The sequence below is a fragment of the Dokdonella sp. genome, assembly GCF_035511235.1.
Lineage (GTDB): Bacteria > Pseudomonadota > Gammaproteobacteria > Xanthomonadales > Rhodanobacteraceae > Dokdonella.
This window is the reverse complement of the sequence record NZ_DATKFQ010000009.1, coordinates 1-26,161: the sequence shown is the minus strand read 5'-3', so window position 1 is coordinate 26,161 and position 26,161 is coordinate 1. Positions and strand designations below refer to the sequence as shown.

25 protein-coding genes are annotated in these 26,161 nt (G+C 72.3%); 14 read left to right on the top strand and 11 right to left on the bottom strand.

The window, feature by feature from the left end; translation table 11 throughout:
• Positions 1-2: 2 nt before the first annotated feature.
• Positions 3-1,118, top strand: a complete 1,116-nt coding sequence (locus VMR06_RS04265) for an RDD family protein (RefSeq protein WP_325373361.1) — start codon at positions 3-5, stop codon at positions 1,116-1,118.
• Between the two features lie 99 nt (positions 1,119-1,217).
• Here VMR06_RS04265 and VMR06_RS04260 read toward each other — a convergent pair whose 3' ends face one another.
• The 8 genes from VMR06_RS04260 to VMR06_RS04225 all read right to left on the bottom strand — a co-directional run bounded on the left by VMR06_RS04260 (position 1,218) and on the right by VMR06_RS04225 (position 8,823).
• Positions 1,218-1,793: a YkvA family protein gene (locus VMR06_RS04260; RefSeq protein ID WP_325373359.1), complete on the bottom strand. Its 576-nt coding sequence runs from the start codon at positions 1,791-1,793 to the stop codon at positions 1,218-1,220.
• 85 nt (positions 1,794-1,878) lie between these two features.
• Positions 1,879-3,714 (bottom strand): phospholipase D family protein, encoded by a 1,836-nt coding sequence (locus VMR06_RS04255; protein WP_325373357.1) that lies wholly within the window; start codon positions 3,712-3,714, stop codon positions 1,879-1,881.
• 61 nt (positions 3,715-3,775) lie between these two features.
• Positions 3,776-4,351, bottom strand: a complete 576-nt coding sequence (locus VMR06_RS04250) for a YceI family protein (RefSeq protein WP_325373355.1) — start codon at positions 4,349-4,351, stop codon at positions 3,776-3,778.
• Positions 4,352-4,364: 13 nt separating this feature from the next.
• Complete coding sequence (locus tag VMR06_RS04245; RefSeq protein WP_325373944.1) at positions 4,365-4,841, bottom strand: histidine phosphatase family protein; 477 nt, start codon at positions 4,839-4,841, stop codon at positions 4,365-4,367.
• Between the two features lie 71 nt (positions 4,842-4,912).
• A complete protein-coding gene (locus VMR06_RS04240; protein ID WP_325373353.1) occupies positions 4,913-6,355 on the bottom strand; it encodes a hypothetical protein in 1,443 nt (480 codons plus the stop codon).
• 46 nt (positions 6,356-6,401) lie between these two features.
• On the bottom strand, positions 6,402-7,421 hold the full coding sequence (locus tag VMR06_RS04235) for a glycoside hydrolase family 5 protein (RefSeq protein WP_325373351.1): 1,020 nt from the start codon (positions 7,419-7,421) through the stop codon (positions 6,402-6,404).
• A 128-nt stretch (positions 7,422-7,549) separates the two neighbouring features.
• Positions 7,550-8,077, bottom strand: coding sequence for a TlpA disulfide reductase family protein (locus VMR06_RS04230; protein ID WP_325373349.1), 528 nt, complete (start codon positions 8,075-8,077; stop codon positions 7,550-7,552).
• Positions 8,078-8,193: 116 nt separating this feature from the next.
• Positions 8,194-8,823, bottom strand: a complete 630-nt coding sequence (locus tag VMR06_RS04225) for a ParA family protein (protein ID WP_325373347.1) — start codon at positions 8,821-8,823, stop codon at positions 8,194-8,196.
• Between the two features lie 380 nt (positions 8,824-9,203).
• Here VMR06_RS04225 and VMR06_RS04220 point away from each other — a divergent pair, with 380 nt between their 5' ends.
• The 10 genes from VMR06_RS04220 to VMR06_RS04175 all read left to right on the top strand — a co-directional run bounded on the left by VMR06_RS04220 (position 9,204) and on the right by VMR06_RS04175 (position 21,469).
• Positions 9,204-10,799: a 2-isopropylmalate synthase gene (locus VMR06_RS04220; protein ID WP_325373345.1), complete on the top strand. Its 1,596-nt coding sequence runs from the start codon at positions 9,204-9,206 to the stop codon at positions 10,797-10,799.
• A gap of 28 nt (positions 10,800-10,827) precedes the next feature.
• Positions 10,828-11,793: a branched-chain amino acid transaminase gene (locus VMR06_RS04215; protein ID WP_325373343.1), complete on the top strand. Its 966-nt coding sequence runs from the start codon at positions 10,828-10,830 to the stop codon at positions 11,791-11,793.
• Entirely contained in the window at positions 11,790-13,199 is a 1,410-nt protein-coding gene (gene leuC / locus VMR06_RS04210; RefSeq protein WP_325373341.1) for a 3-isopropylmalate dehydratase large subunit, read from the top strand. Before VMR06_RS04215 ends, leuC begins: the two co-directional genes overlap by 4 nt.
• The gene (gene leuD, locus VMR06_RS04205) at positions 13,196-13,801 is read left to right on the top strand and encodes a 3-isopropylmalate dehydratase small subunit (protein ID WP_325373339.1); all 606 of its coding nucleotides are present in this window, start codon (positions 13,196-13,198) and stop codon (positions 13,799-13,801) included. The genes leuC and leuD overlap by 4 nt, the downstream gene beginning before the upstream one ends.
• Complete coding sequence (gene leuB / locus VMR06_RS04200; RefSeq protein WP_325373337.1) at positions 13,798-14,865, top strand: 3-isopropylmalate dehydrogenase; 1,068 nt, start codon at positions 13,798-13,800, stop codon at positions 14,863-14,865. Before leuD ends, leuB begins: the two co-directional genes overlap by 4 nt.
• A 47-nt stretch (positions 14,866-14,912) precedes the next feature.
• Positions 14,913-16,562 (top strand): dihydroxy-acid dehydratase, encoded by a 1,650-nt coding sequence (gene ilvD, locus VMR06_RS04195; RefSeq protein ID WP_414648068.1) that lies wholly within the window; start codon positions 14,913-14,915, stop codon positions 16,560-16,562.
• 58 nt (positions 16,563-16,620) lie between these two features.
• Positions 16,621-17,613 carry a ketol-acid reductoisomerase gene (gene ilvC / locus VMR06_RS04190; RefSeq protein WP_325373333.1) on the top strand — a complete coding sequence of 331 codons (993 nt, stop codon included), beginning with the start codon at positions 16,621-16,623 and terminating at the stop codon, positions 17,611-17,613.
• A 49-nt stretch (positions 17,614-17,662) separates the two neighbouring features.
• Entirely contained in the window at positions 17,663-19,531 is a 1,869-nt protein-coding gene (gene ilvB / locus VMR06_RS04185; RefSeq protein WP_325373331.1) for a biosynthetic-type acetolactate synthase large subunit, read from the top strand.
• Positions 19,531-20,034: an acetolactate synthase small subunit gene (gene ilvN, locus VMR06_RS04180; RefSeq protein ID WP_325373329.1), complete on the top strand. Its 504-nt coding sequence runs from the start codon at positions 19,531-19,533 to the stop codon at positions 20,032-20,034. Before ilvB ends, ilvN begins: the two co-directional genes overlap by 1 nt.
• 208 nt (positions 20,035-20,242) lie before the next feature.
• Positions 20,243-21,469 carry an FHA domain-containing protein gene (locus VMR06_RS04175; protein ID WP_325373327.1) on the top strand — a complete coding sequence of 409 codons (1,227 nt, stop codon included), beginning with the start codon at positions 20,243-20,245 and terminating at the stop codon, positions 21,467-21,469.
• Positions 21,470-21,560: 91 nt separating this feature from the next.
• Here the strand turns inward: VMR06_RS04175 and VMR06_RS04170 are convergent, their stop codons facing one another.
• Positions 21,561-21,782: a hypothetical protein gene (locus tag VMR06_RS04170; protein WP_325373324.1), complete on the bottom strand. Its 222-nt coding sequence runs from the start codon at positions 21,780-21,782 to the stop codon at positions 21,561-21,563.
• Between the two features lie 73 nt (positions 21,783-21,855).
• Between VMR06_RS04170 and VMR06_RS04165 the strand changes: the two genes are divergently transcribed.
• From VMR06_RS04165 to VMR06_RS04155, 3 genes are all read left to right on the top strand, one after another.
• Positions 21,856-22,632: an SDR family oxidoreductase gene (locus VMR06_RS04165; protein ID WP_325373942.1), complete on the top strand. Its 777-nt coding sequence runs from the start codon at positions 21,856-21,858 to the stop codon at positions 22,630-22,632.
• A 158-nt stretch (positions 22,633-22,790) separates the two neighbouring features.
• Entirely contained in the window at positions 22,791-24,233 is a 1,443-nt protein-coding gene (locus VMR06_RS04160) for an AlkA N-terminal domain-containing protein (protein WP_325373322.1), read from the top strand.
• Between the two features lie 222 nt (positions 24,234-24,455).
• Positions 24,456-24,953, top strand: a complete 498-nt coding sequence (locus VMR06_RS04155) for a methylated-DNA--[protein]-cysteine S-methyltransferase (protein ID WP_325373319.1) — start codon at positions 24,456-24,458, stop codon at positions 24,951-24,953.
• A gap of 18 nt (positions 24,954-24,971) precedes the next feature.
• Here the strand turns inward: VMR06_RS04155 and VMR06_RS04150 are convergent, their stop codons facing one another.
• Both VMR06_RS04150 and VMR06_RS04145 read right to left on the bottom strand, forming a co-directional pair.
• Positions 24,972-25,673 (bottom strand): DUF4124 domain-containing protein, encoded by a 702-nt coding sequence (locus VMR06_RS04150; RefSeq protein ID WP_325373313.1) that lies wholly within the window; start codon positions 25,671-25,673, stop codon positions 24,972-24,974.
• Positions 25,674-25,833: 160 nt separating this feature from the next.
• A partial coding sequence (locus VMR06_RS04145; protein ID WP_325373309.1) for an SDR family NAD(P)-dependent oxidoreductase occupies positions 25,834-26,161 on the bottom strand: 328 nt, incomplete at its 5' end.

Genomic DNA, 26,161 nt, shown 5'->3' with positions numbered 1-26,161 from the left:
AGATGACAGAGAAATACGCATTGGTGCTGACCGGGGAGCTGTTCCCGGGCTACGAGCCGGCCACGGTCTGGCCGGCGCTGGCGGCCTACTTCCGCATGGAGCCGGACAAGCTGACCGGCCAGCTGCTGGCGCGGGCGCCGGTCACGATCAAGGAAAGCGAGGACCTGGCCAAGCTGCAGGGCCTGCAGAGCGGCATCAACGCGGCGGGGGCCGAAGCCGAGCTGCACGCGGCCGACGGCGGCGCGTACTTCGCGCTGATCGCCAACCAGCCGCGCGGACCGATGCCGCTGGCGTTCGTCGCCGACCGCGTCGAGCGCGGCCTGTGGCCGGCCGACGTCTCGATCGCTGCGGTCGGCTCGACCACCTGGAATGCCTACTCGGCGACGCGTCCGGCCGCGGCGGCGGCGGCAGCGGTCCCGCCGATGGCGCCGGCCGCGCCGCAGCCGGGGGCGGCCCCGGCGCCGGCCGCGTTCGCCGCGACACCCGATGCCGCGCCGGCCGCCGCCGGCCCGGTGCTGTCGGAGTCGGGCATGCTGCCGGCGGGCCTGACGATCCACGGCGGCTTCTGGCGGCGCACCGCGGCCTATCTGATGGACGGCTTCATCATCGGCGTCGTCAACTGGGTCATCACGATGATCCTCATGGTCGCGATGGTCGGTTCGCTGGCCGCCGGCAGCGTCAACGCCGCGTTCGGCACGGTCGCGCTGCAGGCGCTGGTCGGCATCGTGCTGTCCTGGCTGTACTTCGCGCTGCAGGAGAGTTCGGCGACCCAGGCCACGCTCGGCAAGCGCGCGATGGGCCTGAAGGTCACCGACGACTATGCGCGGCGGATCGGCTTCGGCCGCGCGACGGGCCGCTTCTTCGGCAAGATCCTGTCCAGCGTGATCTTCAACATCGGCTTCATGCTGGCCGGCTGGACCGGCCGCCGCCAGGCGCTGCACGACATGATCTGCGGCACCGTCGTGGTGTTCCGCGAGGTCGAACCGGGCCGGCCGCTGCCGGCCACGCGTCCGCCGATGCCGTGGTACGGCTGGGTCGTCAACATCCTGATGACCGCCCTGTTCGTCCTGGCCTTCTTCGCGGCCTGGGCCAGCTTCAGCGCGCTGGTCAATCTCTGAGGCCGGGCCGACCCCGCACCGCCGCGCGAGCGCGGCACCCGACGAAAAAAGGCCCGGCGATGCCGGGCCTTTCGTTTCGATCCGTGGCGATGGAGCGGTTCAGCCGACGCGGAACAGTACCGGCGACCAGCCGCCGACGTTCGCGTAGCCGTCGCGGCGGCGGCGGCGCATGCGGTCGATCAGCTCGACGCGGCGCGCCTCGGCCCAGTCCACGCGCTGCGTCTTGAGCGTGGCCGGATCGACGCCGAGGCGGTGCGCCTCGTGGTTGCGGAAATCGACGAAGTCGGCGTAGGCCTCGATCTCGTGCTTGAGCTCGCGCTGGCACAGCTCGATCATGATCGCGTCGTCGAGGAAGCCGAGCACCGGCACGCTGTCGTGGATCAGATCGTCGGCGTCGGCGAAATAGGCCAGGCAGGCCAGCACGCGCTGGCGGTCCTCGTCGGGCAGCGCGAAACCCTGGTCGCCGACCATGTCGATCAGGTTGCGCAGCGCGTCGAGCCGCTCGCGGATGAAGCCCGGAACGCCCTCGACCGTGGCGAGCGCGAGCAGCTTGGACGCGGCGGCGACGATGTCCTCGGTCGGACGGCCGCGCACGTTCTTCTCGGCACGCTGCATCGTTTCGGCGAAGCGCTGGACGTCGGCATCGCCGAGTTCGATCGTGATGGCCAGGGACATGGACGGGCATTCCTCGAAAAAGGCTCGACGAGACTAACCAGCCGCGCATTTTGCGTCAATCGGCGGCGGCGCCGGCCCTGCGCCGCTACAGGACGCCCTCGAGGGCGACGCCGAAGGCGGTGATGATGCGCGTGTAGATCGTCTTGAGCGGCAGGTCGACCTCCGGAAAATCCCCGACCGAGGTGTAGCAGTCGTAGAAGCCCGGATCGTTCGGCCACAGCGGCTCGCAGCCGGGATTGAGCTCGTAGCTGGTCGCGTAGCGGAACGGCCACAGATCGAACACCGGCAGCGCCGCGGAGATCGTGCTCATCGCGTTGTTGATCCGCGCCACCGGGCCGTCCAGCGGACGCCGCGCGATGGTCCAGCTGTTCTGCGGCTCGATGTCGCGCTCGATCTGCGCGGCGACCGCGTCGGCGACGGCGCGGTCGTGGATGATGAAGCCCGACTCGGTGTTGTAGTACTCCGAGCGCGGATCGAAATTGTGCGAGCCGATCATCGTCACGCGGCGGTCGATCACGATCGACTTGGCGTGCAGGCCCACGCGCAGGCCGTGCGCCTGCTTGAGCGGCGTCTGGCCCTGGCGGCTGACCCGGGCGGTCTGGCCGCCGCCGGACAGCTCGTGGTAGTGGGCGATCATCAGCGCGGCGTCGCCCGGAAACGGCTTGAACTCGAACACCCGCAGGCCGAGCCGCTTGAGGTATCTCTTCTTGTGCTTGTAGGAGATCGCGTAGACGTAGAACGCGTCGGTCGCGGCCAGCGAGTTGGTCGAGACCACCGCGCGCAGCGGCGGATCGCGCTCGCGCAGCTCGCGCAGCAGGTTCTGCGCGGCGCGGCTGAACACCAGATACGGCGTCTGCACCAGGACCTCGGCATGCGCGTTGCGCAGCAGCGCGGCGATGCGTCCGCTGAGCTGGGCGGCCTGCTCGGAATCGGCGTTCTTGCCGGGCGGATCGGAGAAGTACTCGGCGCGGCCCACGCGCAGCGCGCGCGCGGCGAACGCGGCGCGGACGTAGCCGGCGTCGCTGGCGCGATCGCGCATCGATCCGATCCGCGCCCAGCGGATCGACGCCGGCGGCGGCAGCGGCCCTTCGCCGCCGACGGCGACCAGCCGGCGGTTGACGTCGTTCAGGCGCGTCAGCGGCACCGACAGCGGATGCTGCCAGAACTGCTCGAACGAGCTCGTCATCTCCTGGCCGGCCTGCGGCCCGAGCACGAGCACGTCGCGATCGCGGTAGTCGAACGTCTGATCCCAGTCGAAGTAGCGGTCCTGGTAGTTGCGGCCGCCGGTGATGCCGATCTGGCCGTCGACCAGCAGCAGCTTGTTGTGCATGCGCTGGTTCAGCCGCGAGAAGCAGCACGCGACGCTCAGCGCCAGATCCAGCCCGCCGGCGCGCGCCTTGTGGAACGTGGTGTTGTAGAGGCGGAACTCGAAGTTGGCGTGCGCGGTCGCCAGCCGCGCGAACCAGTCCACGTCGCTGATCGAGAACAGCTGGTCGGCCAGTACGCGCACGCGCACGCCGCGGCGCGCCGCGGCGATCAGCTCCTCGAGCACGAGCCAGCCCGAATCGTCGTCGGCCCAGATGAAGGTCTGCACGTCGATCGTGCTGCGCGCCGCGCGGATCAGGTGGATGCGCAGCAGCAGCGCGTCCTCGCCGCGTTCGAGCAGGTTGACGTAGTGCACCGGCGCGCCCGGCCGGCTCGACGTGCGCGCCTCCTCGGCCAGCGCCTGGTACGGCGAGGCGATCGCGCAGCGGTCGGCACGGTCGCAGTCGAGCGCGCTGGGCCGGTCGAGCGCGACGCGCGCGTCGGCCTCGCGCGCGAGCTGGCGGTTCAGTGCGCAGCCCGATCCGGCCAGCATCAGCAGGGCCAGCGCCACGAGGTGCAGCAGGCGGCGCATGAAGGCCGCGCGTGCAGGCGGCACGCGGGCCGGGAGACGTCGGACGGCGGGACGCGTGACGGCGGGGCTCACGGCGGCGCGGTACTCATGAGGGCGCGAATCCCGCTTCGTTCGGCAGCGCGTAGATCGACAGCTCCAGGATCACCTTGTCCGACAGCGTGCCACGGCGCGTGCGCATGCCGAACATGCTGCGGCGGATCACGCCCTTGGCGCGGACCGGACAATCGCGCGCCGGATGCGCGCAGTCGGCCGGCAGCAATTCGAAAGTCGCATTGCGGGTGACGCCGCGCAGGGTCAGGCGGCCGTCCAGCGGCCCGCCGGTGCTCAGGCGCGCCAGCGGGAACACCTCGGAACGGAAACGGATTTCCGGATAGCGCTCGGCGTCGAAGAACTCCGCCGACCGCGCCCAGTCCTCGCGGCTGCCGCCGTCGATGCGCACCGAGTCGGCGGCGATTCGCGCGTCGACGACGGCTTCCTGCCGCGCGCGGTCGACCTCGACGACGCCGTCGACCCTGATGAAGCGGCCGACGACGTCGAACAGCAGCAGCACGCCGATGCCGAAACCGGCCTGGGACCGCGCCGGATCGAGCCGGACGCGTTCGACGCCGTGCACCGGCGCGGCAAGCGCCAGAGCGGCCAGGAACGCGGCGACGGCACGCACGAGGCCGGCGGATCTAGGGCCACCAGAAATACAGCACTTCGGCCGAGTCGGGTTCGAGGCGGCCCGCCTCGCGCAGGCGCAGCCAGACCACGGCGCCCGGCGGCAGGCCGCGCCCGGCATCGGAGGCGCCGTCGGCGAGCAGGGCGACCAGATCCTCCAGGCCCGGATTGTGGCCGACCAGCAGCACGCGCTCGGCGTCGGCGTGGTCGTCGAGCACGCGGATCAGCGTGACCGGGCTGGCCTCGTAGATCCGCGGCTCGACGCGCAGGTCCGAGTAGCCGGTGATCGCCAGGACCTGCTGCAGCGTTTCGCGCGTGCGCTCGGCCGGCGAGCACAGCACCCGGTCCGGCTCGGCGCGATGCGCCTTGAGCCAGGCACCGACGGCTTCGGCCTCGGCGATGCCGCGGGCGCTCAGCGAACGGGCCCGATCCTCCTGGCCGGGCGCCGCCGGATCGGCATGGGCATGGCGCAGCAGGATGACTTCGCGGATAGCCATGGGACCTCTCCCGTCGATGGTCAGCCGATCATGCCGGAAGCGGCGGCGCGGTCAAACACGCCGCATCATTTTTCGCCGCCGGTGCCGGCAGCGCGTCGCCCGGCCGCGGCGGCATGCCAGCGCGCCAGCGCGCCGCCGACCGGCACCGCGATCGCCGCCAGCGCCAGGCTGAACGCCAGATGCGCGTGCTTGCCGAGCTCGACGTAGCCGTCGCCGAGCAATGCGATGCCGGCGACGGCGGCCGAGCCGGCCGCGAACACCGCCGCGAACGCACGCGCGAGCGGCGGCGCGCGCAGCAGCCAGCTCCCGGCCAGCACCAGCCACGGCAGCCCGAACAGGCCGAGCAGCGCGAGCGGCCGCCGGTCCAGCCAGCGATCGAGCGTCACGTAGCCGTCCGGCAGGCGCTGCTGCTGGGCGCCTTCGACCAGGCCCAGGTAGTCCGGAATCCACGGCATGTACGGCGGCGCGCGCGCGGCGGCGCGCAGCCACGCCGCCGGCTCGGCCGCCAGCGCGGTCCAGGCGCGCAGCGCCGGCAGCTCGCGCAGGCCGGGGCACAGCGTCTCGACCGGCTCGGCGAGCACGTAGATGCTCTTGCCCGACAGTGCCGCGCAGCCCGCCGGCAGGCCGAGCGCAGCGACGGTGGCGGCCGGATCGGCCACGTTCGGCAGCAGCGCGGTCAGCACGAAGTTGACACGATTGGTCGATGCGATCGCCTCGGTCAGCGGCGTCGTGCGAGCGGCCTGCTGGAGCTGCAGGGCACCACCGGCCAGGCCGCCGAGCGCCAGTGCCAGCGCGGCCTGGCGCAGCCGCCGCTCGCCGGCGCTGGCCAGCGCGAGCGCCAGCAGGCACGGCAGCGCGAAGTGCTGGTACTTGCTGCCGCCGAGCAGAAAGCCGCCGATCGCAGCTACGACCCAGGCCGAGCGGCCGCCGGCGACCGCGGCGACCAGCGCGCCGGCCAGCGCGACGTAGAGACCGAACAGCGCCCCGGCTTCCGCATAGAAGGTGCTGAGGTAGAGCGTGTTGGCCGGGTCCGCGACGATCAGCGCCAGCACTGCCAGCTGCGTGATCGCCAGATCGTCGCGTCCGGCGCGCTGCAGCCGGCGCGTGACCCAGGCGGCGGCCAGCAGCCAGCCGGCCAGGCGCAGCAGACCCAGGGCGCGGATCGAATGCTCGGGCGCGTCGCCGAGCGATTCGGCAGCGCGCCAGGCGGCGGCGACCGCTGCGCCGGCCAGCCAGTCGGTCGTCCAGTAGCAGTTGCCCTCGGGAATCGGCTGGCGCGCGTAGACGCGCAGCGGCGCCTGCGGATTGCTGTGCCAGGCCGGCACGTCCGGCCGCAGCGGGCCGACGTCGTAGCAGCCGGTGTAGCGGATCTGGTCGTAGTTGTTGGCGAGCGCGAGCAGCGGATCGTGCAGCAGCAGACCGAGCACGCGGTACAGCGCGAGCGCCGCCAGCGCGAACAGGACGATGCGGACGGACGGTGGAGACGGCACGCGCGAGGGACCGGACACGAAAGTCGCGCAGTGTAGTGCACGCCCGGCGGACCGATGCGAGGCCTCAGTCGAAGCCGGATGCGAACAATCGGTCGAGGTAGGGGCGCAGCCAGGCCATCTGCGGCCGGTCGACGCTGAAGTTTCCGGTCGGCTCGAGCGTGAACATGTACTCGCCCCAGACCGGACCGGCCGCCCACCAGGTCCAGCCGAGCCAGACGTCGGCGTTCGCGTCGAGGTGGTCCAGCGCACTGCGGACCGCGCGCTGGCAGGTCTCGTTGTCGGCGCCGGCGAATTCGCCGAGCATGCCACGCCGGCCGTGCGCGCGCAGCCAGCCGGTGACCGCGGCGAGCTGTGCGGCGCCGGCGTCTTCGCGGCAGGTCGGCGAGGTCCCCGAGTAGTCGCCGTCGAAGTACTGGTGGAGCTCGAACGCGTAGTGGTCGAGCGGGTCGACGACGCCGAGCATGACCGTGCCGTTCGGTGTGCCGTACCAGTCCGACAGCCAGCTGTGGGCGCCGGTCCAGGCATTGCCCGGCACGAGAATCCACTGCGTCGCCCCGGCCGCGCGGATGCCGGCGATGCCGGCATTGGCCGCGTCGAGCCAGGCCTCGGTCGGCATCGAATGCGGCTCGTTCATCAGGCCGAAGATCACCTGCGGGCGGTTGCCGAACTGCGTCGCCAGGCGCCGCCAGAAGTCGGTGAACGCGTCGAGCGGCAGCGCCGCGCTGCCGATGACCTGGCCGTCGTAGCGGGCATAGTTGTGCGGATCGAGGATCACCTGGTGGCCGGCCGCGATCGCATCGTCGACGACCGCGGTCAGCGCGGCGAGCTGGGCCGTGTCGAGCGGACCGGACAGCGTCGGCTGCATGCGCTCCCAGCGAAACGGGATGCGCACCACGTTCATGCCGGCAGCACGGAAATAGTCGGCCTCGGCCGGCACCGGCCAGAACGACTGGCCGTCGAACTCGGCGCCGGCGAGGTTGACGCCCATCCATTGCACGGCGCGCGCCGGCGTCGACACCACGGCCAGCACCGCCAGCAGCACGATGAGCCGGCCGGCGAGGCGGCCCGGTCCCCGCAGGTTCATCGCCGCTCCCCTCATTCGGCCGCCGATCGCGGCAGCGCTACGCTAAGACACGGCTGCGACGGCTGCCGAGACGCCGGTCGAGACTCCGCAACGCGGACCGCCGGGCCTGAGACACCCGCGCGCGCGGCTCAGGCGGACGGCGCAGCCTCGGAGAGCAGATCGTTGATCTCCTCGATGATCCGGTCGAGCGTCTGCTCGCCGTAGCCGGCGTGCGTATAGGCGACACGGCCGTCGCGACCGACGATGACCAGGAACGGCAGGCCACGCAGCCCGTATCCGTCGCCGATCGCACCGGTCCGGTCGTGCGTGAAGGTCATCTGCGCGTCCTTGAGCTTGTGCAGCAGGCGGCGATACAGCGCCGGCTCCTCCTTGAAGTTGACCGCGACGACCTGGAGCTGCCCGCTGCCGGCAGCGTTCTGAATCCCTTCCAGGGCCGGCAGCTCCTTGAGGCAGTAGGTGCACCACGAGGCCCAGAAACTGATCACCACGACCTTGCCGCGGTGGTCGCTGACCCGCACCTGGGTGCCGTCGCGATCCTTGCCGAGCAGGTCGGGCGGCGGCTCGCCGACGACGACCCCGGCCTGGGCCGCGGCGGCGGCGGCGATCAGCAGCGCGGCGAGAAAACCCCTGAGTCCGCCGCTTTGCGGCCGGGGCATGGACGGTGCGGCCTGTCGCAGCATGTCGATGTCGATCCTTTCGGTCTCCGACGGAATGGCCACGCCGACGGCGTCCGCGCACAGGGCCTGCCCATCGGCAGGCTGCGCGAAGCCGGCTACTGGCGCTTGATCCAGCGCAGCAGCTTGCCCCAGTCGTCCTGGTGCGAGCGGACCTGCTCGGAGTGGTAGTCGAAGATGCTCTTGCCGAGACCGGCCAGCAGCACGTAGGCCTGGGTGTCGCGGATCTGCGCGACCAGCGGGAACGGCAGGCCCTTGATCTCCTCCAGTGCCTGCTGCGAAGCCGAGGTCCACGGCTTGAGCCGGTTGGCGACCAGACCGACCGGGAGCTTGCCGCGCTTGATGCGCGGCAGCGCGGCGAGGTCGGCGAGAAAGGCCGCGCTGGCCTCCAGGTCGATCGTCGAGGGCAGCACCGGCACCACGATCACGTCGACGTCGTCGATCCAGTCGGCGATCTCCGCGGCGCGCACGCCGGCCGGCGTATCGATCACGACGCGCTGCGCGTCTGCGGGAATGCGCTGCTGCCAGCCGCGCCGGGTGCCGTCGACCGGCAGCACGATGCCGCCGAGCAGGACGCGTTTCTCGCACCAGCGCTGGCTCGATCCCTGGCGGTCGGCGTCGACGATGACCGTGCGCTTGCCGTCGGCGGCGTAATAGGCCGCGAGATTGGTAGCCAGGGTCGTCTTGCCGCAGCCGCCTTTTGAACTGGCAACCAGAACTTTCAGCATCGAAGCCTCCCGTCGGTACGCAGCGCGTGCAAGCGTACTACAAGGCTCGCGGCGCCTCGCACGGCCCGAAGCGACGCTCGCCGAACGGGATCGTTTCTTTTTTTGCACGAAACAGTTGACAGCTCGCCACGAGTGCCGGTACGGTCGCTGCCCATGACGCATCGCAACACCGCCCGCCTCGTTCTCCCGATCGCCCGGCTCGCCCCGGTCGGCAGCCTCGCGGGCGCCGTCGTCGCGATTCTCGTGCTCGTACGCCTTATTACCGCCGGGGGTGCGGGTTAGGGGTACGCGTCCGACAGAACGCCAAGACACCTCGAACCCCGCCTCCGGCAACGGACGTGGGGTTTTTTATTGCCCGGATCCCGCCCATCGGAACAGCCATGACCGATCAAGACCCTTCCAGCGACGTAACCGCCACGCCCTCGGCCGGAGCCGAACGCGTGCGCATCTTCGATACCAGCCTGCGCGACGGCGAGCAGGCGCCCGGTTTCTCGATGGGGCGCGCGGCCAAGCTCCGGCTCGCCCGCGCGCTCGAGGAACTGGGCGTGGACGTGATCGAGGCCGGCTTTCCGAGCGCCTCGGACGGCGACTTCGAGGCGGTCCAGGCGATCGCGCGGGAGCTGCGCAAGCCGATCGTCTGCGGCCTGGCGCGCTGCGTCGCCGGCGACATCGAGGCCTGCGCGCGCGCGCTCGAGCCGGCCGCGCACCGGCGCATCCACCTGTTCCTCGCGACCAGTCCGCTGCACCGCCAGTTCAAGCTCGACATGAGCCGCGAGCAGGTGATCGAGGCGGCGGTCCGCGCGATCGAGACCGCGCGCCGCCACTTCGACGACGTCGAATTCTCGGCCGAGGACGCGATCCGCACCGAGCCGGACTACCTCGCCGAGGTGTTCTCGGCGGCGATCGCGGCCGGCGCCGGCACCGTCAACGTGCCCGACACGGTCGGCTACACGACGCCGACCGAGATGGCCGAGCGGATCGCCTATCTGCGCCGGCACGTGCGCGGCATCGACCGCGCGGTGATCTCGACGCACTGCCACGACGACCTCGGCCTCGCCGTCGCCAACAGCCTGGCCGCGGTCGCCGCCGGCGCGCGCCAGGTCGAGTGCACGATCGGCGGCATCGGCGAGCGTGCCGGCAACGCCTCGCTGGAAGAAGTCGTGATGGCGCTGGCGACGCGCGCCGAGCGCTTCGGCGTCGCCACCGGCCTGGACACGCGCAAGCTCTACCCGACCGCACGCCTGCTGAGCCAGCTGACCGGCCAGCCGATCGCGCGCAACAAGGCGGTGATCGGCGAGAACGCGTTCGCGCACGAGTCGGGCATCCACCAGCACGGCATGCTCAAGCATCGCGGCACCTACGAGATCATGAAGCCTGAGGACGTGGGCTTCAGCCGCTCGCAGCTCGTGCTCGGCAAGCACAGCGGCCGCCATGCGCTGCGCGAGCGCCTGGCCGGGCTCGGCTTCACGCCGGACGACGCCCAGCTCGATGCGATCTTCACGCGCTTCAAGACGCTGGCCGACCGCAAGCGCGAGGTCTTCGACAGCGATCTGGAGGCGCTCGCGGTCGGCCGCGATCCGGAGGCGGTCGGCCCCTGGCATCTGGAGCACCTGCACGCGTCGAGCCATCTCGGCGGCAACGGCTCGGCCTCGGTGCGCCTGGTCCACGAGGACGGGCGCCGCGCCAGCGAGGCGGCGATCGGCGACGGCCCGATCGATGCGGTGCTGCGCGCGATCGGCCGCGCGATCGGACGGGAGCTCGAACTGACCGATTTCCAGATCCGCGCGCTGACTCAAGGCGGCGACGCGCAGGGCCAGGCCACGCTCGGCGTGCGCCACCAGGACCGCGTGCTGCAGGGCCGCGGCGTATCGACCGACATCGTCGAGGCGGCCGCGCTGGCCGCGCTCGAGGTCGCCAACCGGATCGAGCGCGCGGCGCCGGCGGCGCCGCTGCGCACGCTCGCCCAGGCGATCTGACCCCCATGCACACGCGAGGACTGCAGCGATGAGCCCCCCTTCCCTGATCTGGCACAACGGACGCCTCAAACCCTGGCACGAGGCGACCGTGCACGTCGGCGCGCACGCGCTGCACTACGGCTCGTCGGTGTTCGAGGGCGAGCGCGTCTATGCCACGCCGCAGGGCCCGGCCTACTTCCGGCTGGCCGATCACACCCGGCGCCTGTTCGAGTCGGCGCGCATCTACGAGATCGACATCGGCTACAGCGAGGCGGCGATCAACGCCGCCTGCATCGAGCTGATCGCCGCCAACGCGATGCCGTCGGCCTACGTGCGGCCGATCGTGTTCCGCGGCGCCGGCGGCCTCGGCGTGCTGGCGCAGCCGGGCGCGCCGGTCGAGGTCGCGATCATCGCGCTGGACTGGGGCGCCTACCTCGGCGAGGCGATCGAGCACGGCGCCGACGTGTGCGTGTCCTCGTGGCAGCGGCCGGCGCCCAATACGTTCCCGAGCTGGGCCAAGGCCGGCGGCAATTACCTGTCGAGCCAGCTGATCGGCCTGGAGGCGCGCCGCGGCGGCTACGACGAGGGCATCGCGCTCGGCTGCAACGGCCTGCTCAGCGAGGGCGCCGGCGAGAACCTGTTCCTGGTCCGTCGCGGCGTGCTGTACACGCCGCCGAGCAGCGCCGGCATCCTCGCCGGCATCACGCGCGACACGGTGATGACGCTGGCGCGCGAGCTCGGCTACGCGGTCGAGGAGCGCGACCTGCCGCGCGAGGCGCTCTATACCAGCGACGAGATCTTCATGACCGGCACCGCCGCGGAGATCACGCCGGTGCGTTCGGTCGATCGCAAGGCGGTCGGCAGCGGCACGCCCGGCCCGGTCACGCGCGCGCTGCAGCAGGCGTTCTTCGGCCTGTTCGACGGCCGCACCGCCGATCGCTGGGGCTGGCTGACGCCGGTGCACGCGGCCACCGCCGATCGTGCGCCCGCCGCGCAGGAGACGATCGCGGCATGAGCGCACGCACGATCATCGACAAGATCTGGGACGCGCATCAGGTGCGCGCCGAGACCGACGCCACGCCGGGCATCCTCTACGTCGACCTGCATCTGATCCACGAGGTCACCACGCCGCAGGCGTTCGCCGAGCTGCGCGCGCGCGGCCTCGGCGTGCGCCGTCCGGAGCGCGTGCTGGCGACGCTGGATCATTCCACGCCGACGCTGCCGGCGGCCGCCGACGGCACGCGGCCGTATGCCACGCCCGAGGCCGCGCACCAGGTCGCCCAGCTCGAGGCCAACTGCGCCGAGTTCGGTATCGCGCTGAACGGCTGGGACAGCCCGCATCGCGGCATCGTCCACGTGATCGGACCGGAGCTCGGCGCGACCCGGCCCGGCATGACGATCGTCTGCGGCGACAGCCATACCGCCACCCATGGCGCGTTCGGCGCGCTCGCGTTCGGCATCGGCACCACCGAGGTCGGCCACGTGCTGGCCACGCAGTGCCTGCTGCAGCGCAAGCCCAAGACGTTCGCGATCCACCTCGAGGGCCGCCTGCGGCCCGGCGTCGGCGCCAAGGATCTGATCCTGCACGTGATCGGCGTGATCGGCGTCGGCGGCGGCACCGGCCACGTGATCGAGTACCGCGGCAGCGCGATCGAGGCGCTGTCGATGGAGCAGCGCATGACCGTCTGCAACATGTCGATCGAGGCCGGCGCGCGCGCAGGCCTGATCGCGCCGGACGACACCACGTTCGCGTATCTGCAGGGCCGCCCGCGCGCGCCGCGCGGCGCGGCCTGGACGCGCGCGGTCGCCGCCTGGCGCGAACTGGCCAGCGATCCGGGCGCACGCTACGACCGCGAGATCCGCATCGACGCCGCGGCGATCGGACCGACGATCAGCTACGGCACGCATCCGGGCATGGTCACGCCGATCGGCGCGCCGATTCCGGCCGCGCGCGATGCGCAGGAGGCCAAGGCGCTGGACTACATGCGCTTCGCCGGCGGCCGCGCGCTGACCGGCGAGCCGGTCGACGTGGTCTTCGTCGGCAGCTGCACCAACTCGCGGCTGACGGACCTGCGCGAGGCGGCCGCGGTGCTGCGCGGCCGCCGCGTCGCCGCCGGCGTGCGCATGCTGGTCGTGCCGGGCTCGGTCGCGATCAAACACGCCGCCGAGGCCGAAGGGCTCGACGCGGTGTTCCATGCGGCCGGCGCCGAATGGCGCGACGCCGGCTGCTCGATGTGCATCGGCATGAACGGCGACATCGCCCGGCCCGGCCAGCTGGTGGTCTCGACCAGCAACCGCAACTTCGAAGGCCGCCAGGGCCCCGGTGCGCGCACCGTGCTGGCCAGCCCGCGCGTCGCCGCCGCGGCCGCGGTCGCCGGCCGCATCGCCGATCCGGACAGCCTGCTGGAGGACGCCGCATGAAGCCGCTGACCCGGGTGCGCTCGCGCACCGCCGTGCTGCCGTTCGAGAACATCGACACCGACCGCATCATCCCGGCGCGCTTCCTGACCACGACTGAACGCGCCGGCCTCGGCCGCCATGCGTTCAACGACTGGCGCTATGCCGCCGACGGCGCGCCCGATCCGCGCTTTCCGCTCAATGCGCCGGAGGCCGCCGACTGCGCGATCCTGGTCGCCGGACGCAACTTCGGCTGCGGCTCCTCGCGCGAGCACGCGCCGTGGGCCCTGCTCGACTACGGCATCGGCGCGGTGATCTCCTCGGAGATCGCCGACATCTTCCGCAGCAATGCGCTCAAGAACGGCCTGCTCGCGATCGTGCTGCCGCCCGAGCAGCACGCCGAGCTGCTGGCGCGGCCGGGCCTCGACCTCGACATCGACGTCGCGGCCAGCACGATCGCCCTGCCCGACGGCCGCGTGTTCGCGTTCGCGCTCGACGGCTTCGCACGCCACTGCCTGATCAACGGCATCGACCAGCTCGGCTTCCTGCTCGACGCCGAGGCCGACATCGCCGCGTTCGAGCGGCGCGCCGATTCGCATCGTCCTTCCCTGGAGAATCCCGCATGAAGATCACGCTCGCCGTCCTGCCCGGCGACGGCATCGGCCCGGAAGTCACCGCCGCCGCGCTCGAGGTGCTGCGCGCGGTCGCCGGCGCCGCCGGCCACACGATCGAGGCCGCCGAGCATGCGATCGGCGGCGTCGCGATCGACACCAGCGGCGAGCCATTGCCGCAGGCGACGCTGGAGGCCTGCCTCGCCGCCGATGCCGTGCTGCTCGGCGCGGTCGGCGGTCCGAAGTGGTCCGACCCGAACGCGCGCGTCCGGCCCGAGCAGGGCCTGCTCGCGCTGCGCGCCGCGCTCGGCGTCTACGCGAACCTGCGGCCGCTGCGCGTGCATCCGCGCCTGGCCGCGCTGTCGCCGCTGAAGACCGAACGGCTGCACGGCGTCGATCTGCTGTTCGTGCGCGAGCTGACCGGCGGCGCGTACTTCGGCCGCAAGACGCGCGAGGGCGAGACCGCCATCGACGAGTGCCGCTACACCAGCGCCGAGATCGAACGCGTGGTCCACCGCGCCTGCGCGCTCGCGCGCTCGCGGCGCGGCCGGCTGACCTCGGTCGACAAGGCCAACGTGCTGGAGACCTCGCGGCTGTGGCGCTCGACCGCCGAGCGCGTCGCCGCCGGGTATCCGGACGTCGCGCTCGAGCATCAGCTGGTCGATTCGATGGCGATGCTGCTGCTGACGCGCCCGGCCAGCTACGACGTCATCGTCACCGAGAACCTGTTCGGCGACATCCTGACCGACGAGGCGGCGGCCCTGGCCGGCTCGCTCGGCGTCTCGCCGTCGGCCTCGCTCGGCGACGGCCGGCGCGGCCTGTACGAGCCGATCCACGGCTCGGCGCCCGACATCGCCGGGCGCGGCATCGCCAATCCGATCGGCGCGATCCTGAGCGCCGCGCTGCTGCTGCGTCATTCCGCCGGTCTCGACGCCGAGGCGGCCGCGATCGAGGCCGCCGTCGACGCGGTGCTCGACACCGACGAACTGACCGCCGATCTCGGCGGCACCGCGACGACCGCCGAGGTCACCGCGGCGGTGATCGCGCGGCTGGCCGGCCACCGCAGGGCCGCGGCATGAGCGGCGCCGACGAGACGCGCGCCAAGCCGCCGCTGTCGGCCGTGGTGCTGCGCAGCGACGCGATCAAGTCCGGCCCGGACCGTGCGCCGGCGCGCGCGATGCTGTACGCGACCGGCCTGGACCGCGCGGCGATCGCCAGGCCGCTGGTCGCGGTCGTGCACACCTGGTCGAACATCTCGCCGTGCAATCTCAATCTGCGCGAGCTGGCCGCCGACGTCGCCGACGGCATCCGCGCCGCCGGCGGCACGCCGGTCGAGTTCAACACGATCGCGGTCACCGACGGCATCGCGATGGGCACGCCGGGCATGCGCGCCTCGCTGATCAGCCGCGAGCTGATCGCCGACTCGATCGAGCTGGCGGTCGACGGCCACTGCCTCGACGCGATGGTCGTGCTGTGCGGCTGCGACAAGACGATCCCGGCCGCGGCGATGGCGCTGGCGCGCCTGGACATCCCCGGTGTCGCGCTGTACGGCGGCAGCATCGCGCACGGTACGCTCGACGGCACGCCGATCACGCTGCAGCAGGTGTTCGAGGCGGTCGGCGCGCACGGCGCCGGGCGCATCGACGACGGCCGCCTGTGCGCGGTCGAGCAGCGCGCCTGTCCGGGCGCCGGCGCCTGCGGCGGCCAGTTCACGGCCAATACGATGGCGATGGTGCTGACCGCGCTCGGCCTGACCCCGCTCGGCCTCAACGACATCGCCGCGACCGACCCGGCGAAGCGCGATGCGGCGCGCCGCTGCGGCGAGCTGGTGCTGGACTGCCTGCGCAGCGACCGCCGTCCGCGCCAGCTGCTGTCGCCGGCCGCGTTCCGCAATGCGATGCGCATCGTCGCGGCGACCGCCGGTTCGACCAATGCCGTGCTGCATCTGCTGGCGATCGCGCACGAGGCCGGCGTGACGCTGACGATCGAGGACTTCGAGGACGCCGCGGCGCGCACGCCGGTGATCGCCGATCTGATGCCGGGCGGTCGCTACACCGCGATCGAGATGACCGCTGCCGGCGGCATGGCCGCGGTCGCGCGCGAGCTGCGCGCAGCCGGTCTGATCGAGGACGCGCCGACCGTCAGCGGGCGCAGCCTGTTCGAGGAGATCGACGCGGCAGCGCCGACCCCGGCCGGCCAGCCGGTGGTCCATCCGGTCGCGCGCGCGCTCAAGCCGCGCGGCGGCTATTCGATCCTCTACGGCAACCTGTCGCCGGAGGGCTGCATCCTCAAGCTGGCCGGGCTCGACTCCGGTCATTTCGAAGGCACTGCGCGCGTCTTCGAGAGCGAGGAGGACTGCTTCGCCGCCGTGCAGGCCGGCCGCATCGTGCCCGGCGACGTTGTCGTGATCCGCAACGAAGGCCCGGCCGGCGGGCCGGGCATGCGCGAGATGCTCGCGGTCACTGCGGCCCTGGTCGGCCGCGGCCTCGGCCACCAGGTCGCGCTGATGACCGACGGCCGCTTCAGCGGCGCCAGCTACGGCTTCGTCGTCGGCCACGTCGCGCCGGAGGCTGCGCGCGGCGGACCGATCGCCCTGCTCCGCGACGGCGACCGCATCGTGATCGATGCGGCGCGCCGCGTGATCGAGACCGACGCCGATCTCGAAGCGCGCCGCCGCGACTGGACGCCGCCGGCGCCGAAGGTCACGCGCGGCGCGCTCGCCAAATACGCGCGTCTGGTCGGCTCGGCCGCGCTCGGCGCGGTCACCAGTGCCTGACGCATCGATTCTTTCTTCCTCACCCGCACCGCCACGCCCTTCACCCCCGGAGAACTCCATGAGCAGCGAGACGATCACCGCCACCACCGACGCCCTGCAGCAGGCCCGCATCGCCGTGCTCGGCTACGGCAGCCAGGGCCGCGCGCATGCCCTCAACCTGCGCGACTCGGGCCTCGACGTCGTGATCGGCCTGCGTCCGGGCGGTCCGACCTCGGCCAAGGCCGCCGCCGACGGCTTCGCCGTGCTGACGCCGGCCGAAGCCGTGCAGGGCGCCGACCTGATCGCGGTGCTGACGCCGGACATGGTCCAGGCCACGCTGTACCGCGACGTCATCGCGCCGAACGTCAAGCCCGGTGCCGCGCTGCTGTTCGCGCACGGCTTCAACGTGCACTTCAAGACGATCGAGCCGCGCTACGACATCGACGTCGTGCTGGTCGCACCGAAGGGCCCGGGCGCGCTGGTGCGCCGCGAGTACGAGATCGGCCGCGGCGTGCCGTGCCTGTTCGCGGTCCATCAGGACGCCAGCGGCCAGGCCCGCGACAAGGCGCTGGCGTATGCGGCCGGCCTCGGCGGCGCGCGCGCGCTGCTGATCGAGACCGACTTCAAGGAAGAGACCGAGACCGACCTGTTCGGCGAGCAGGCCGTGCTCTGCGGCGGCGCCAGCGAGCTGGTCATCAACGGCTTCGAGACCCTGGTCGAGGCCGGCTACAAGCCGGAGATCGCGTATTACGAGGTCATGCACGAGCTCAAGCTGATCGTCGACCTGCTCTACGAGGGCGGTCTGGCCAAGATGCTGAGCTTCATCTCCGAGACCGCGCAGTACGGCGACTACACGCGCGGCCCGCGCGTCGTCGACGCCGGCACCAAGGACCGCATGCGCGAGGTGCTCAAGGACATCCAGGAAGGCCGCTTCGCGCGCGAATGGACCGCCGAGCACGCCGCCGGCCTGCCCAACTACACCGCCTACAAGCAGAAGGACCTGGACCATCCGATCGAGCAGGTCGGCAGCCGCCTGCGCGCGCGCATGCCGTGGCTGAGCGGCAGTGCCTGACCGAACGCGCGGCCGCGCGCCGCGCCGACGCCACCCGAGGACGATGACGATGAATGCAGTGCTCGAAGACCCGCCCGAGACCACCGGGCACCCGCTGGCCGGATCCGCGATGAGCGGTGCCGACGTCGTCGTGCAGGTGCTCGCCGACGAAGGCGTGGAGGTCGTGTTCGGCTATTCCGGCGGCGCGATCCTGCCGGTCTACGATGCGGTATTCCGCTACAACCGCGAGCACGCCACCGCCGACGGCGCCGAGCCGCTGCCGCTGATCGTGCCGGCCAACGAACAGGGGGCCGGCTTCATGGCGCAGGGCTACGCGCGCGCGTCGGGCCGCGTCGGCGTCGCCCTGGTGACCTCCGGCCCGGGCGCGACCAATACGGTCACGCCGGTCCGCGATGCGATGGCCGACTCGATTCCGATCGTCGTGCTGTGCGGCCAGGTGCCGACCGGCGCGATCGGCACCGATGCGTTCCAGGAGGCGCCGATCAGCAACATCATGGCCGCCTGCGCCAAGCACGTGTTCCTGGTCACCGACGCCGAGCGGCTCGAGGCGACGCTGCGCACCGCGTTCGAGATCGCGCGGACCGGCCGGCCCGGACCGGTCGTCGTCGACATCCCCAAGGACATCCAGAACGCCGAGCTGAGGTTTCGCGGCAGCGGCACGCTGCCGCTGCCGGGCTATCGCGCGCGGCTGCGCGCGATCGACACCGCCACGCTCGACGCGGCACGCTGCGCGGCGTTCTTCGACGCGCTCGGCCGCGCGCGGCGGCCGCTGATCTACGCCGGCGGCGGCGTGATCGCAGCCGACGCGACCGGCGCGCTGCGCGACTTCGCGCGCGCGTTCGCGATGCCGGTGACCACGACGCTGATGGGCCTGGGCGCGGTCGACACCACCGAGGCGCTGTCGCTGCAGATGCTCGGTATGCACGGCACCGCGTTCGCCAACTACGCGGTCGAGGACTGCGACTTCCTGATCGCGGTCGGCGCGCGCTTCGACGACCGCGTCGCCGGCGTGCCGCAGGCGTTCGCCGGCGGCGCGCGCTACATCGCGCATTTCGACGTGGATCCGGCCGAGATCGACAAGGTCAAGCGCGCCGACTGGCATCACCTGGGCAACCTCGCGCGCGCGCTCGACACCTTGCGCATCTACGGCCTGCAGCATGGCTTCCGGCCGCGCGAGCAGGATCTGTACGCACCCTGGCACGCGCATCTGGCCGCGCTCAAGCGCACCCACGCGATGAACTACGACCGTGCCAGCGCGCTGATCCAGCCCTATGCGGTGATCGAGGCGATCAACGCGATCACGCGCGGCCGCGCGATCATCAGCACCGGCGTCGGCCAGCACCAGATGTGGGCCGCGCAGTACTTCGACTTCCGCGAGCCGCGGCTGTGGCTGACCTCCGGATCGATGGGCACGATGGGCTTCGGCCTGCCGGCGGCGATCGGCGCGCAGTTCGCGCGGCGCGACCTGCCGGTCATCGACATCGACGGCGACGCCAGCATCCGCATGAACCTCGGCGAGCTGGAGACCGTGACCACCTATGGGCTGCCGATCAAGGTCGTGGTGCTCAACAACGCCGGCGACGGCATGGTCCGGCAGTGGCAGAAGCTGTTCTTCAAGGGCCGCTACTCGGCGACCGACAAGAGCCTGCACAAGAAGGACTTCGTGCGCGCCGCGCAGGCCGACGGCTTCGAATGGGCGCGCCGGCTGGCCGATCCGGCCGAGCTGCCGGCGGTGATCGCCGAGTTCGTCGCGTTCGACGGCCCGGCGTTTCTCGAGGTCGTGATCGATCCGGACGCCGGCGTCTATCCGATGGTCGGGCCCGGCATGACCTATGCGCAGATGATCACCGGCGACTTCATCGTCTCGCGCCAGGCGCAGCCGGCCGCGCTCGAGGCCGGCCCGTCGGAGATGTTCTGATGCGAAGGATCATCGCCATCCTGCTGCAGAACGAAGCCGGCGCGCTGGTACGCGTCGCCGGCCTGTTCTCGGCACGCGGCTACAACATCGATTCGCTGACGGTGGCCGCGACGCACGACCCGGCGATCTCGCGGCTGACCCTGGTCACCAGCGGCGACGACGCGGTGATCGACCAGATCGTCAAGCAGTCGCGCAAGCTGATCGACGTGCTCGAGATCGCCGACCTCAGCCGCAGCGATCATCTCGAATCGGAGCTGCTGATCGTCAAGATCGGCCTGACCGGCCTGGCCGCCGCGGAGTTCGATGCCTGCATGCAGCGCCATCCGGCCGCGCGCGTGGTCGACCAGGGCGCAGGCAGCCGCGTCGTGCAGTTCAGCGGCACCGGCCGCGACGTCAACGCGTTCTTCGCGGAACTCTCGAACCTCGCGCCGGTGCTCGAACTGGCGCGCAGCGGCACGGCCGCGGTCGGCTGCGGCGATGCCGTCCTGACGCCGCGGGCCTGACCGGCGCCCGCGGACGGCCGCCCGAATGTGACGTCGTCGCGGTTGCGGACGACACGCGGCCGCGCGCGGTTGCCGCCGTCACCGGCCGCTCGCATAATCGATCGCGCCTCGGCGTCCGGCCGGGCGCACGGATGCATCGTCGCACGGCGCCGGGATCGCCAGCGTCCACATCGATGCCGCGCCAGGCGGCCGCAGGGGAGAAACGAAGATGGCCGATTCGACCGCGGATCCGGGTGCGCTCGACGATGCCGACCTCGGCGTGGTCGACGCGTTGCGCGAGCTCAAGCACGACGTGGACCTGCTGCGCGGGCGGCTGAATGCCCTGGACGGCATGCGGGCCAATCTCAGCGACGCGGTCTACCGCCGCGTGCACGAGGACTACGCCCGGCGCCTCGCCGAACTGGAAACGCGCAGCGCGCCGCTGCGCGCACAGGCGCGCCTGGCCTATGCCGGGCTGCGTGACCGCATCGAGGCGATCCGGCACGCCTACGAATCGATCCAGCTCGACCGCCAGGAGGTCGAGCTGCGCCATCAGCTCGGCGAGTATGACGCGGCCACCCGCGCCGAACGCCTCGGCACGATCGACGGCGCCCTGCGCGAACGCAGCATCGCCCAGGACCGGGCCGAAGCGCTGCGCACGCGCTTCTTCGAGGTCTTCGAAAGCGAGGCGGACCTCGAAGCCGAAGTGCCGGCGTCCGGCCCGCCCGCCGCGGCCAACGACGCGGTGCGCGAGCCCCAGGCGCGGTCGGCGCCGGCACGCATCGAGGAGCCGGCGCTCGACGACGAACTGGCCGCGCTCGCACTCGATGCCTCGATGCTCGCGCAGATTCCCGAGCCGGCTGCCGCGAGCGCAGCGGCCGAACCCGCACCGGTGCCGCGCGAGGACAGCGCCCCGGCCCGTATCGATGCGGCCGTGACGCAGATCCTGCAGGTGCTCGACATGCCGGAGCTGCCGGACATCCCGCCGGCTCCGCCGGCGCCGGCCGCCCGGCCGGCCGCCGCGGGGCCGCGCAGCACCGAGCCGCGATCGGGTGCCGCTCCGGCACCGGCCGCCGCGGTCGCGACGCCCCCGCCGCCGGCCGCACCGGCCCAGACCGTCGTGCCGCCAGGGCCGGCTGCCGTGTCGGGTTCGACGATGTTCCTGCGCACCGCGCGGCTGGTGCCGCAGAACGTCGAGGCCGGCCGCGCGGCGATCCCGCTGCCGCCCAAGCCGGTCACGCTCGGCGGCGATCCGGGCAGCGACATCCGCGTCGGCGGGCCCGGCGTCGAGGCGCAGCACGCGCGCATCGAGGCCAACAGTCAGGGCTACGTGCTGACCGACCTCGACAGCCGGCACGGTACGCGCGTCAACGCCGAGCCGATCCGCGAGCGTCTGCTGCGCCACGAGGACGTGATCCAGATCGGCGCGGCGCGCTACGTGTTCCGCGAAGGCTGAGCGATCCGGAGGCTGGCGCGTTCCCGGGCGTTGCGATCCGGCCGCGACAGCCGGCGAGGGCGCGCGGGATCGAGGGCTGCGCGAGGGCGCTTCAGCGCGTCGGCGATTGGCCGCCGTCAGCCGCGCGGTCGAGCTCGGCGGCGTGGCGGTCGGCCTGCGCCTGTAGCGCCTTGGCCTTCTCCAGCGCTGCCTGCTGCGCGTCGAGCAGCGCCGGCTGGAGCGCCTCCACCGGCGGCGGTGACGGCGACGGCGAGCACGCCGCGAGCGGCAGGGCGAGTGCGGCGGCGGACGAGAGCAGGCGCAGGCGATTCATCGGTGCTCCGCGGCGGCGGGATCGGCTACAGTCTGCGCGTGGACGCGAGGGCCGACAAGCGGGTGGAGCGGTGATCGATCCGGCGCGCTGGCGGCTGGACGGACGGGTCGCGCTGGTCACCGGCGCCAGCCGCGGCATCGGCCTGGCCTGCGTGCGCGAGCTGGCCGGCCTCGGCGCCGACGTGCTGCTGGTTGCGCGCGACGAGCCGTATCTGGAGACGATCGCCGGCGAGCTCGCCGAGGAATTTCCGGCATGCCGTCTGCTCGCGTTCGCGGCCGACATCGCCGATGCCGAGCAGCGCCTGGAAGTGTTCGACTGGATCGCCGACCTCGACCTGCCGCTGTCGCTGCTCGTCAACAACGCCGGCGCCAATACCAGCCGCGCGGCACTCGACTACACGCTCGAGGACGTGCGCGAGCTGGTCGAGATCAATCTGCTCGGCGCGTTCGAGATGTGCCGCCTGGCCCATCCGCATCTGGCCGAGCACGGCGGCGCCGCGATCGTCAACGTCGGCTCGGTGTCCGGCCTGACCGCGGTGCGCACCGGCGCGCCGTACGGCATGACCAAGGCCGCGCTGCATCAGCTGACGCGCAATCTCGCCTGCGAATGGGCCGAGGACGGCATCCGCGTCAACGCGGTCGCACCCTGGTACATCCGGACGCGCCGCACCGAGGAACCGCTGGCCGATCCGGACTATCTGGAAGAGGTGCTCGAGCGCACGCCGATGCGCCGCATCGGCGAGGTCGAGGAAGTCGCCGCCGCGGTCGCGTTCCTGTGCCTGCCGGCGGCCAGCTACATCACCGGCGAGTGCATCGCGGTCGACGGCGGCTTCCTGCGCTACGGCTTCTGAGCGGGCGGCGGCGATGCGAGCCGGCGCTCGGCCGCGGCCCGGGCGGCACCAGGCGGCAGCATGGAGCGGAGGGCCGCCGTATCACAGCCGAAAACGGCGAGTCCGACGCGCCCAAGCCTGCTACGGTGTCGCTCATGGACCGACCCGCCACCCCGCCGATGCCGAATGCCGCCGCCTGCGAGCGGGCGCGGCTGACGCGCGACCGGCGCTTCGACGGCCTGTTCTTCACGGCCGTGACCTCGACCGGCATCTACTGCCGGCCGGTCTGCCCGGCACCGGCACCGCGCCGCGACAATGTGCGCTATTACCCGAGCGCGGCCGCGGCCGCCGCCGCCGGTTTCCGGCCGTGCCTGCGCTGCCGGCCCGAAGCGGCGCCCGGCTCGCCGCTGCACCGCGCCCGCAGCGAGCTGGTCGCCGGCGCGCTGCGGCTGATCGAGCAGGGCGCGCTGGATGCCGGTTCGCTGCCGCAGCTGGCGCGCCGTGTCGGCGTCGGCGAGCGCCATCTGCGCCGCGTATTCGCCGAGGAGATCGGCGCCAGCCCGCTCGACGTCGCGGCGACGCGGCGCCTGCTGTTCGCCAAGCAGCTGGTCGGTGAAACCGCCTTGCCGATGACCGAGGTCGCGCAGGCGGCCGGCTACGCGAGCCTGCGCCGCTTCAATGCCGCGTTCAGCGCGGCCTACGGCAAGGCGCCGCGCGAGATCCGGCGCAGCCGCGATGCGCTCGCGAACGGCGGCAGCGGCGAATGGACGCTGCGCCTGCCGTACCGCGCGCCGTACGATTTCGCCCAGCTCGCCGCGTTCTATGCGCGGCGCGCTATTCCCGGCGTCGAGGCGGTCGATGCGACCGCATACCGGCGCAGCTTCGTCGCCGACGGCGTGCCCGGCTGGTTCGCGGTCGAGCCGCTGCCGGGCGAGCAGGCGCTCGCCTTGCGCGTGCATCATCCGCGCAGCGGCGTGCTCGGCCCGCTCGCCGCCCGCGTCAAGCGCATGTTCGACGTCGACGCCGATCCACGCGCGATCGCCATGGTGTTCCGGCGCAGTCCCGTGCTGGCGCCACTGATCCGGCGCTGGCCGGGCCAGCGCCTGCCGGGCGCCTGGGACGGCTTCGAGCTGGCGGTGCGCGCCGTGCTCGGCCAGCAGGTCAGCGTGGCCGCCGCGCGCACGCTGGCGGCGCGGGTCGCCGCGCAGTACGGCACGCCCTATGCGGACGGCGCCGCGGCCGGCGTCGGTGTGCTGTTCCCGACGCCGGAGCGCCTCGCCGATGCGCCGCTCGAGACACTCGGCATCACGCGTGCCCGCGCACAGACGATCCGCACGCTGGCGGCCGCCGTGCACGATGGCCGCATCGCCTTCCGCCCGGAGCAGCCGCTGGCCGAGTTCGAACGCGACTGGGTCGCCCTGCCCGGCATCGGCGCCTGGACCGCCCATTACGTCGCGATGCGTGCGCTCGCGCAGCCCGATGCGTTTCCGGCGGCGGATCTGATCCTGCGCCGTGCGGCCGGCCAGGGCCGGACGCTGACGACGCGCGAACTCGAAGCGCTCGGCGAGAGCTGGCGCCCGTGGCGCGCCTATGCGGTGATGCTGCTGTGGCGCGCCAGTTGAACGGTGGCGCCGGCGACCGGCGCGATCGGACAGCGCCGGCACGAGGTGCGGCGACCGCGCCGCGGCTCGCGACACGGCGCGGCGACCGGACGGAAACGATCGGCGCATCCGGCTTGTGCGGCACACGGCCGGACGGCGAGATGCGGCGCCCTGTCGACGCAAGTCTTCAAGCCACGACAGGACGGACGCCGTCCTGTCCCGGCGACTGACCAGGAACCTGCGATGGACTACGAACTGCTCCAAACCCCGATCGGTACCCTGCTGCTGGCCGGCGACGAGGCCGGCCTGCACTACGTCGAATTTCCGGGCGAATCGCAGGGGCGGCGCATCGAGCCGCACTGGCGACGCGACCGGCGCCGCCTCGGCGAGGCGATCGCCCAGCTCGAGGCCTACTTCGGCGGCGAGCTGACCGCGTTCGATCTGCCGCTGGCCGCGCACGGCACGGCATTCCGGCGCGGCGTCTGGAACGCGCTGACCCGCATTCCGTACGGCACCACGATCAGCTACGGCGAGCTGGCGCGGCGCATCGGCCAGCCGTCGGCGAGCCGCGCAGTCGGCGCCGCCAATGGCGCCAACCCGATTCCGATCATCGTGCCGTGTCACCGCGTGATCGGCAGCAGCGGCGCGCTGACCGGCTTCGCCGGGGGCCTGCCGATCAAGCAATGGCTGCTCGCGCACGAGCGCCGCCACGCACCGGCTTCGACCTTCGCACTGCAATGAACCGGTGACGCCGCAGGATCAGCAGCCGCGCATGCGCCACGCCCGCTGTTGCCGCTCCAGGTCGGCCCGGGTGTCGCTGAAGGCACGGTCCAGCTTGCCGCGCACCTCGTCGATCTGCTCGCGCATGTAAGCGCACGCCTCCTGCGGCGTGGCGCGATGGCATGCGTCCTCCACCTGCACATGGGCCGCGGCGAACGGCGCCTCGCCCGCCGGCAGGGCCGGAATCGCATGCAGGCCGGGGGCCGACACGCCGATACCGTCACGGCCGCCGTAACGGTGCGCCAGACCGCCTCCCGAATCGCCGAGCACGCCGTAGGGCACTGCGTAGCGATCGCCGATACCGGTGTCGCTGAGATAGCGGCTGCCGTCGTAGCGCACGCACAGGAACACATCCGGACCGAGCACGCTCGGCGCGACCGGCGCCGCCCCCATGGCCGGTTGCGCCGGCGGCGGCACAGCGACGGCAGCGGGAGCACTCTCGGGCGGTGGCGGCGGATCATCAGGCAGTTGCAGACGCTGCTGGTGCGCATGCGCCGCGCAGGGGCGATCCTGGAAGCTGATCGAACCATCCGCCGCGGTGCACTTGTACGCCTGGGCGGCCGAGGCGCTCGGCGGCATCGCGAGCAGTCCGCCGGCGACCAGTGCGAACAGGATCGTCAGGCCGTCGGCAAACTCGCGGCCGGCGCGCACGGAGGCCGATCGCCGGTGCAGCAACGACACTGCCGGCCGATCTGCTCCCTCGAGGCGGTGCTGCTGCCGCGCCTCCGCGAATCGAGCGGCTGCGGACCGGATCCGAACCGGCCGGCGCCTGCTCGACGAGCTTCCAGGACATCGATGGCGGCGCATGCGTCCAGTCTACGCCGCCGATCGCCGCCCCGAATCACCAGGGCAGGGTCTGGCCCAGATGCGTGAAGCTGCCGGTCGGGCCATCGGCGCCGATCAGCGCGAGTTCGACGCTCGACTTGGCGCCGTCGGCGATTTCGAGCTCGCCCTCGCCGGCATTCATGTCGGTCTTCACATAGCCCGGATGGATCGCGTTGACCTTGATCGGCGTGTCGCGCAGCTCGTAGGCCAGCTGCACGGTCCACGCGTTCAGCGCAGACTTGGAGACGTTGTAGGCCGGCACCTTGAACGCGTAGATGCCCGAGGTCGGATCGCTGTGCAGCGTCAGCGAGCCGAGAATGCTCGACACGTTGACGATGCGCGCC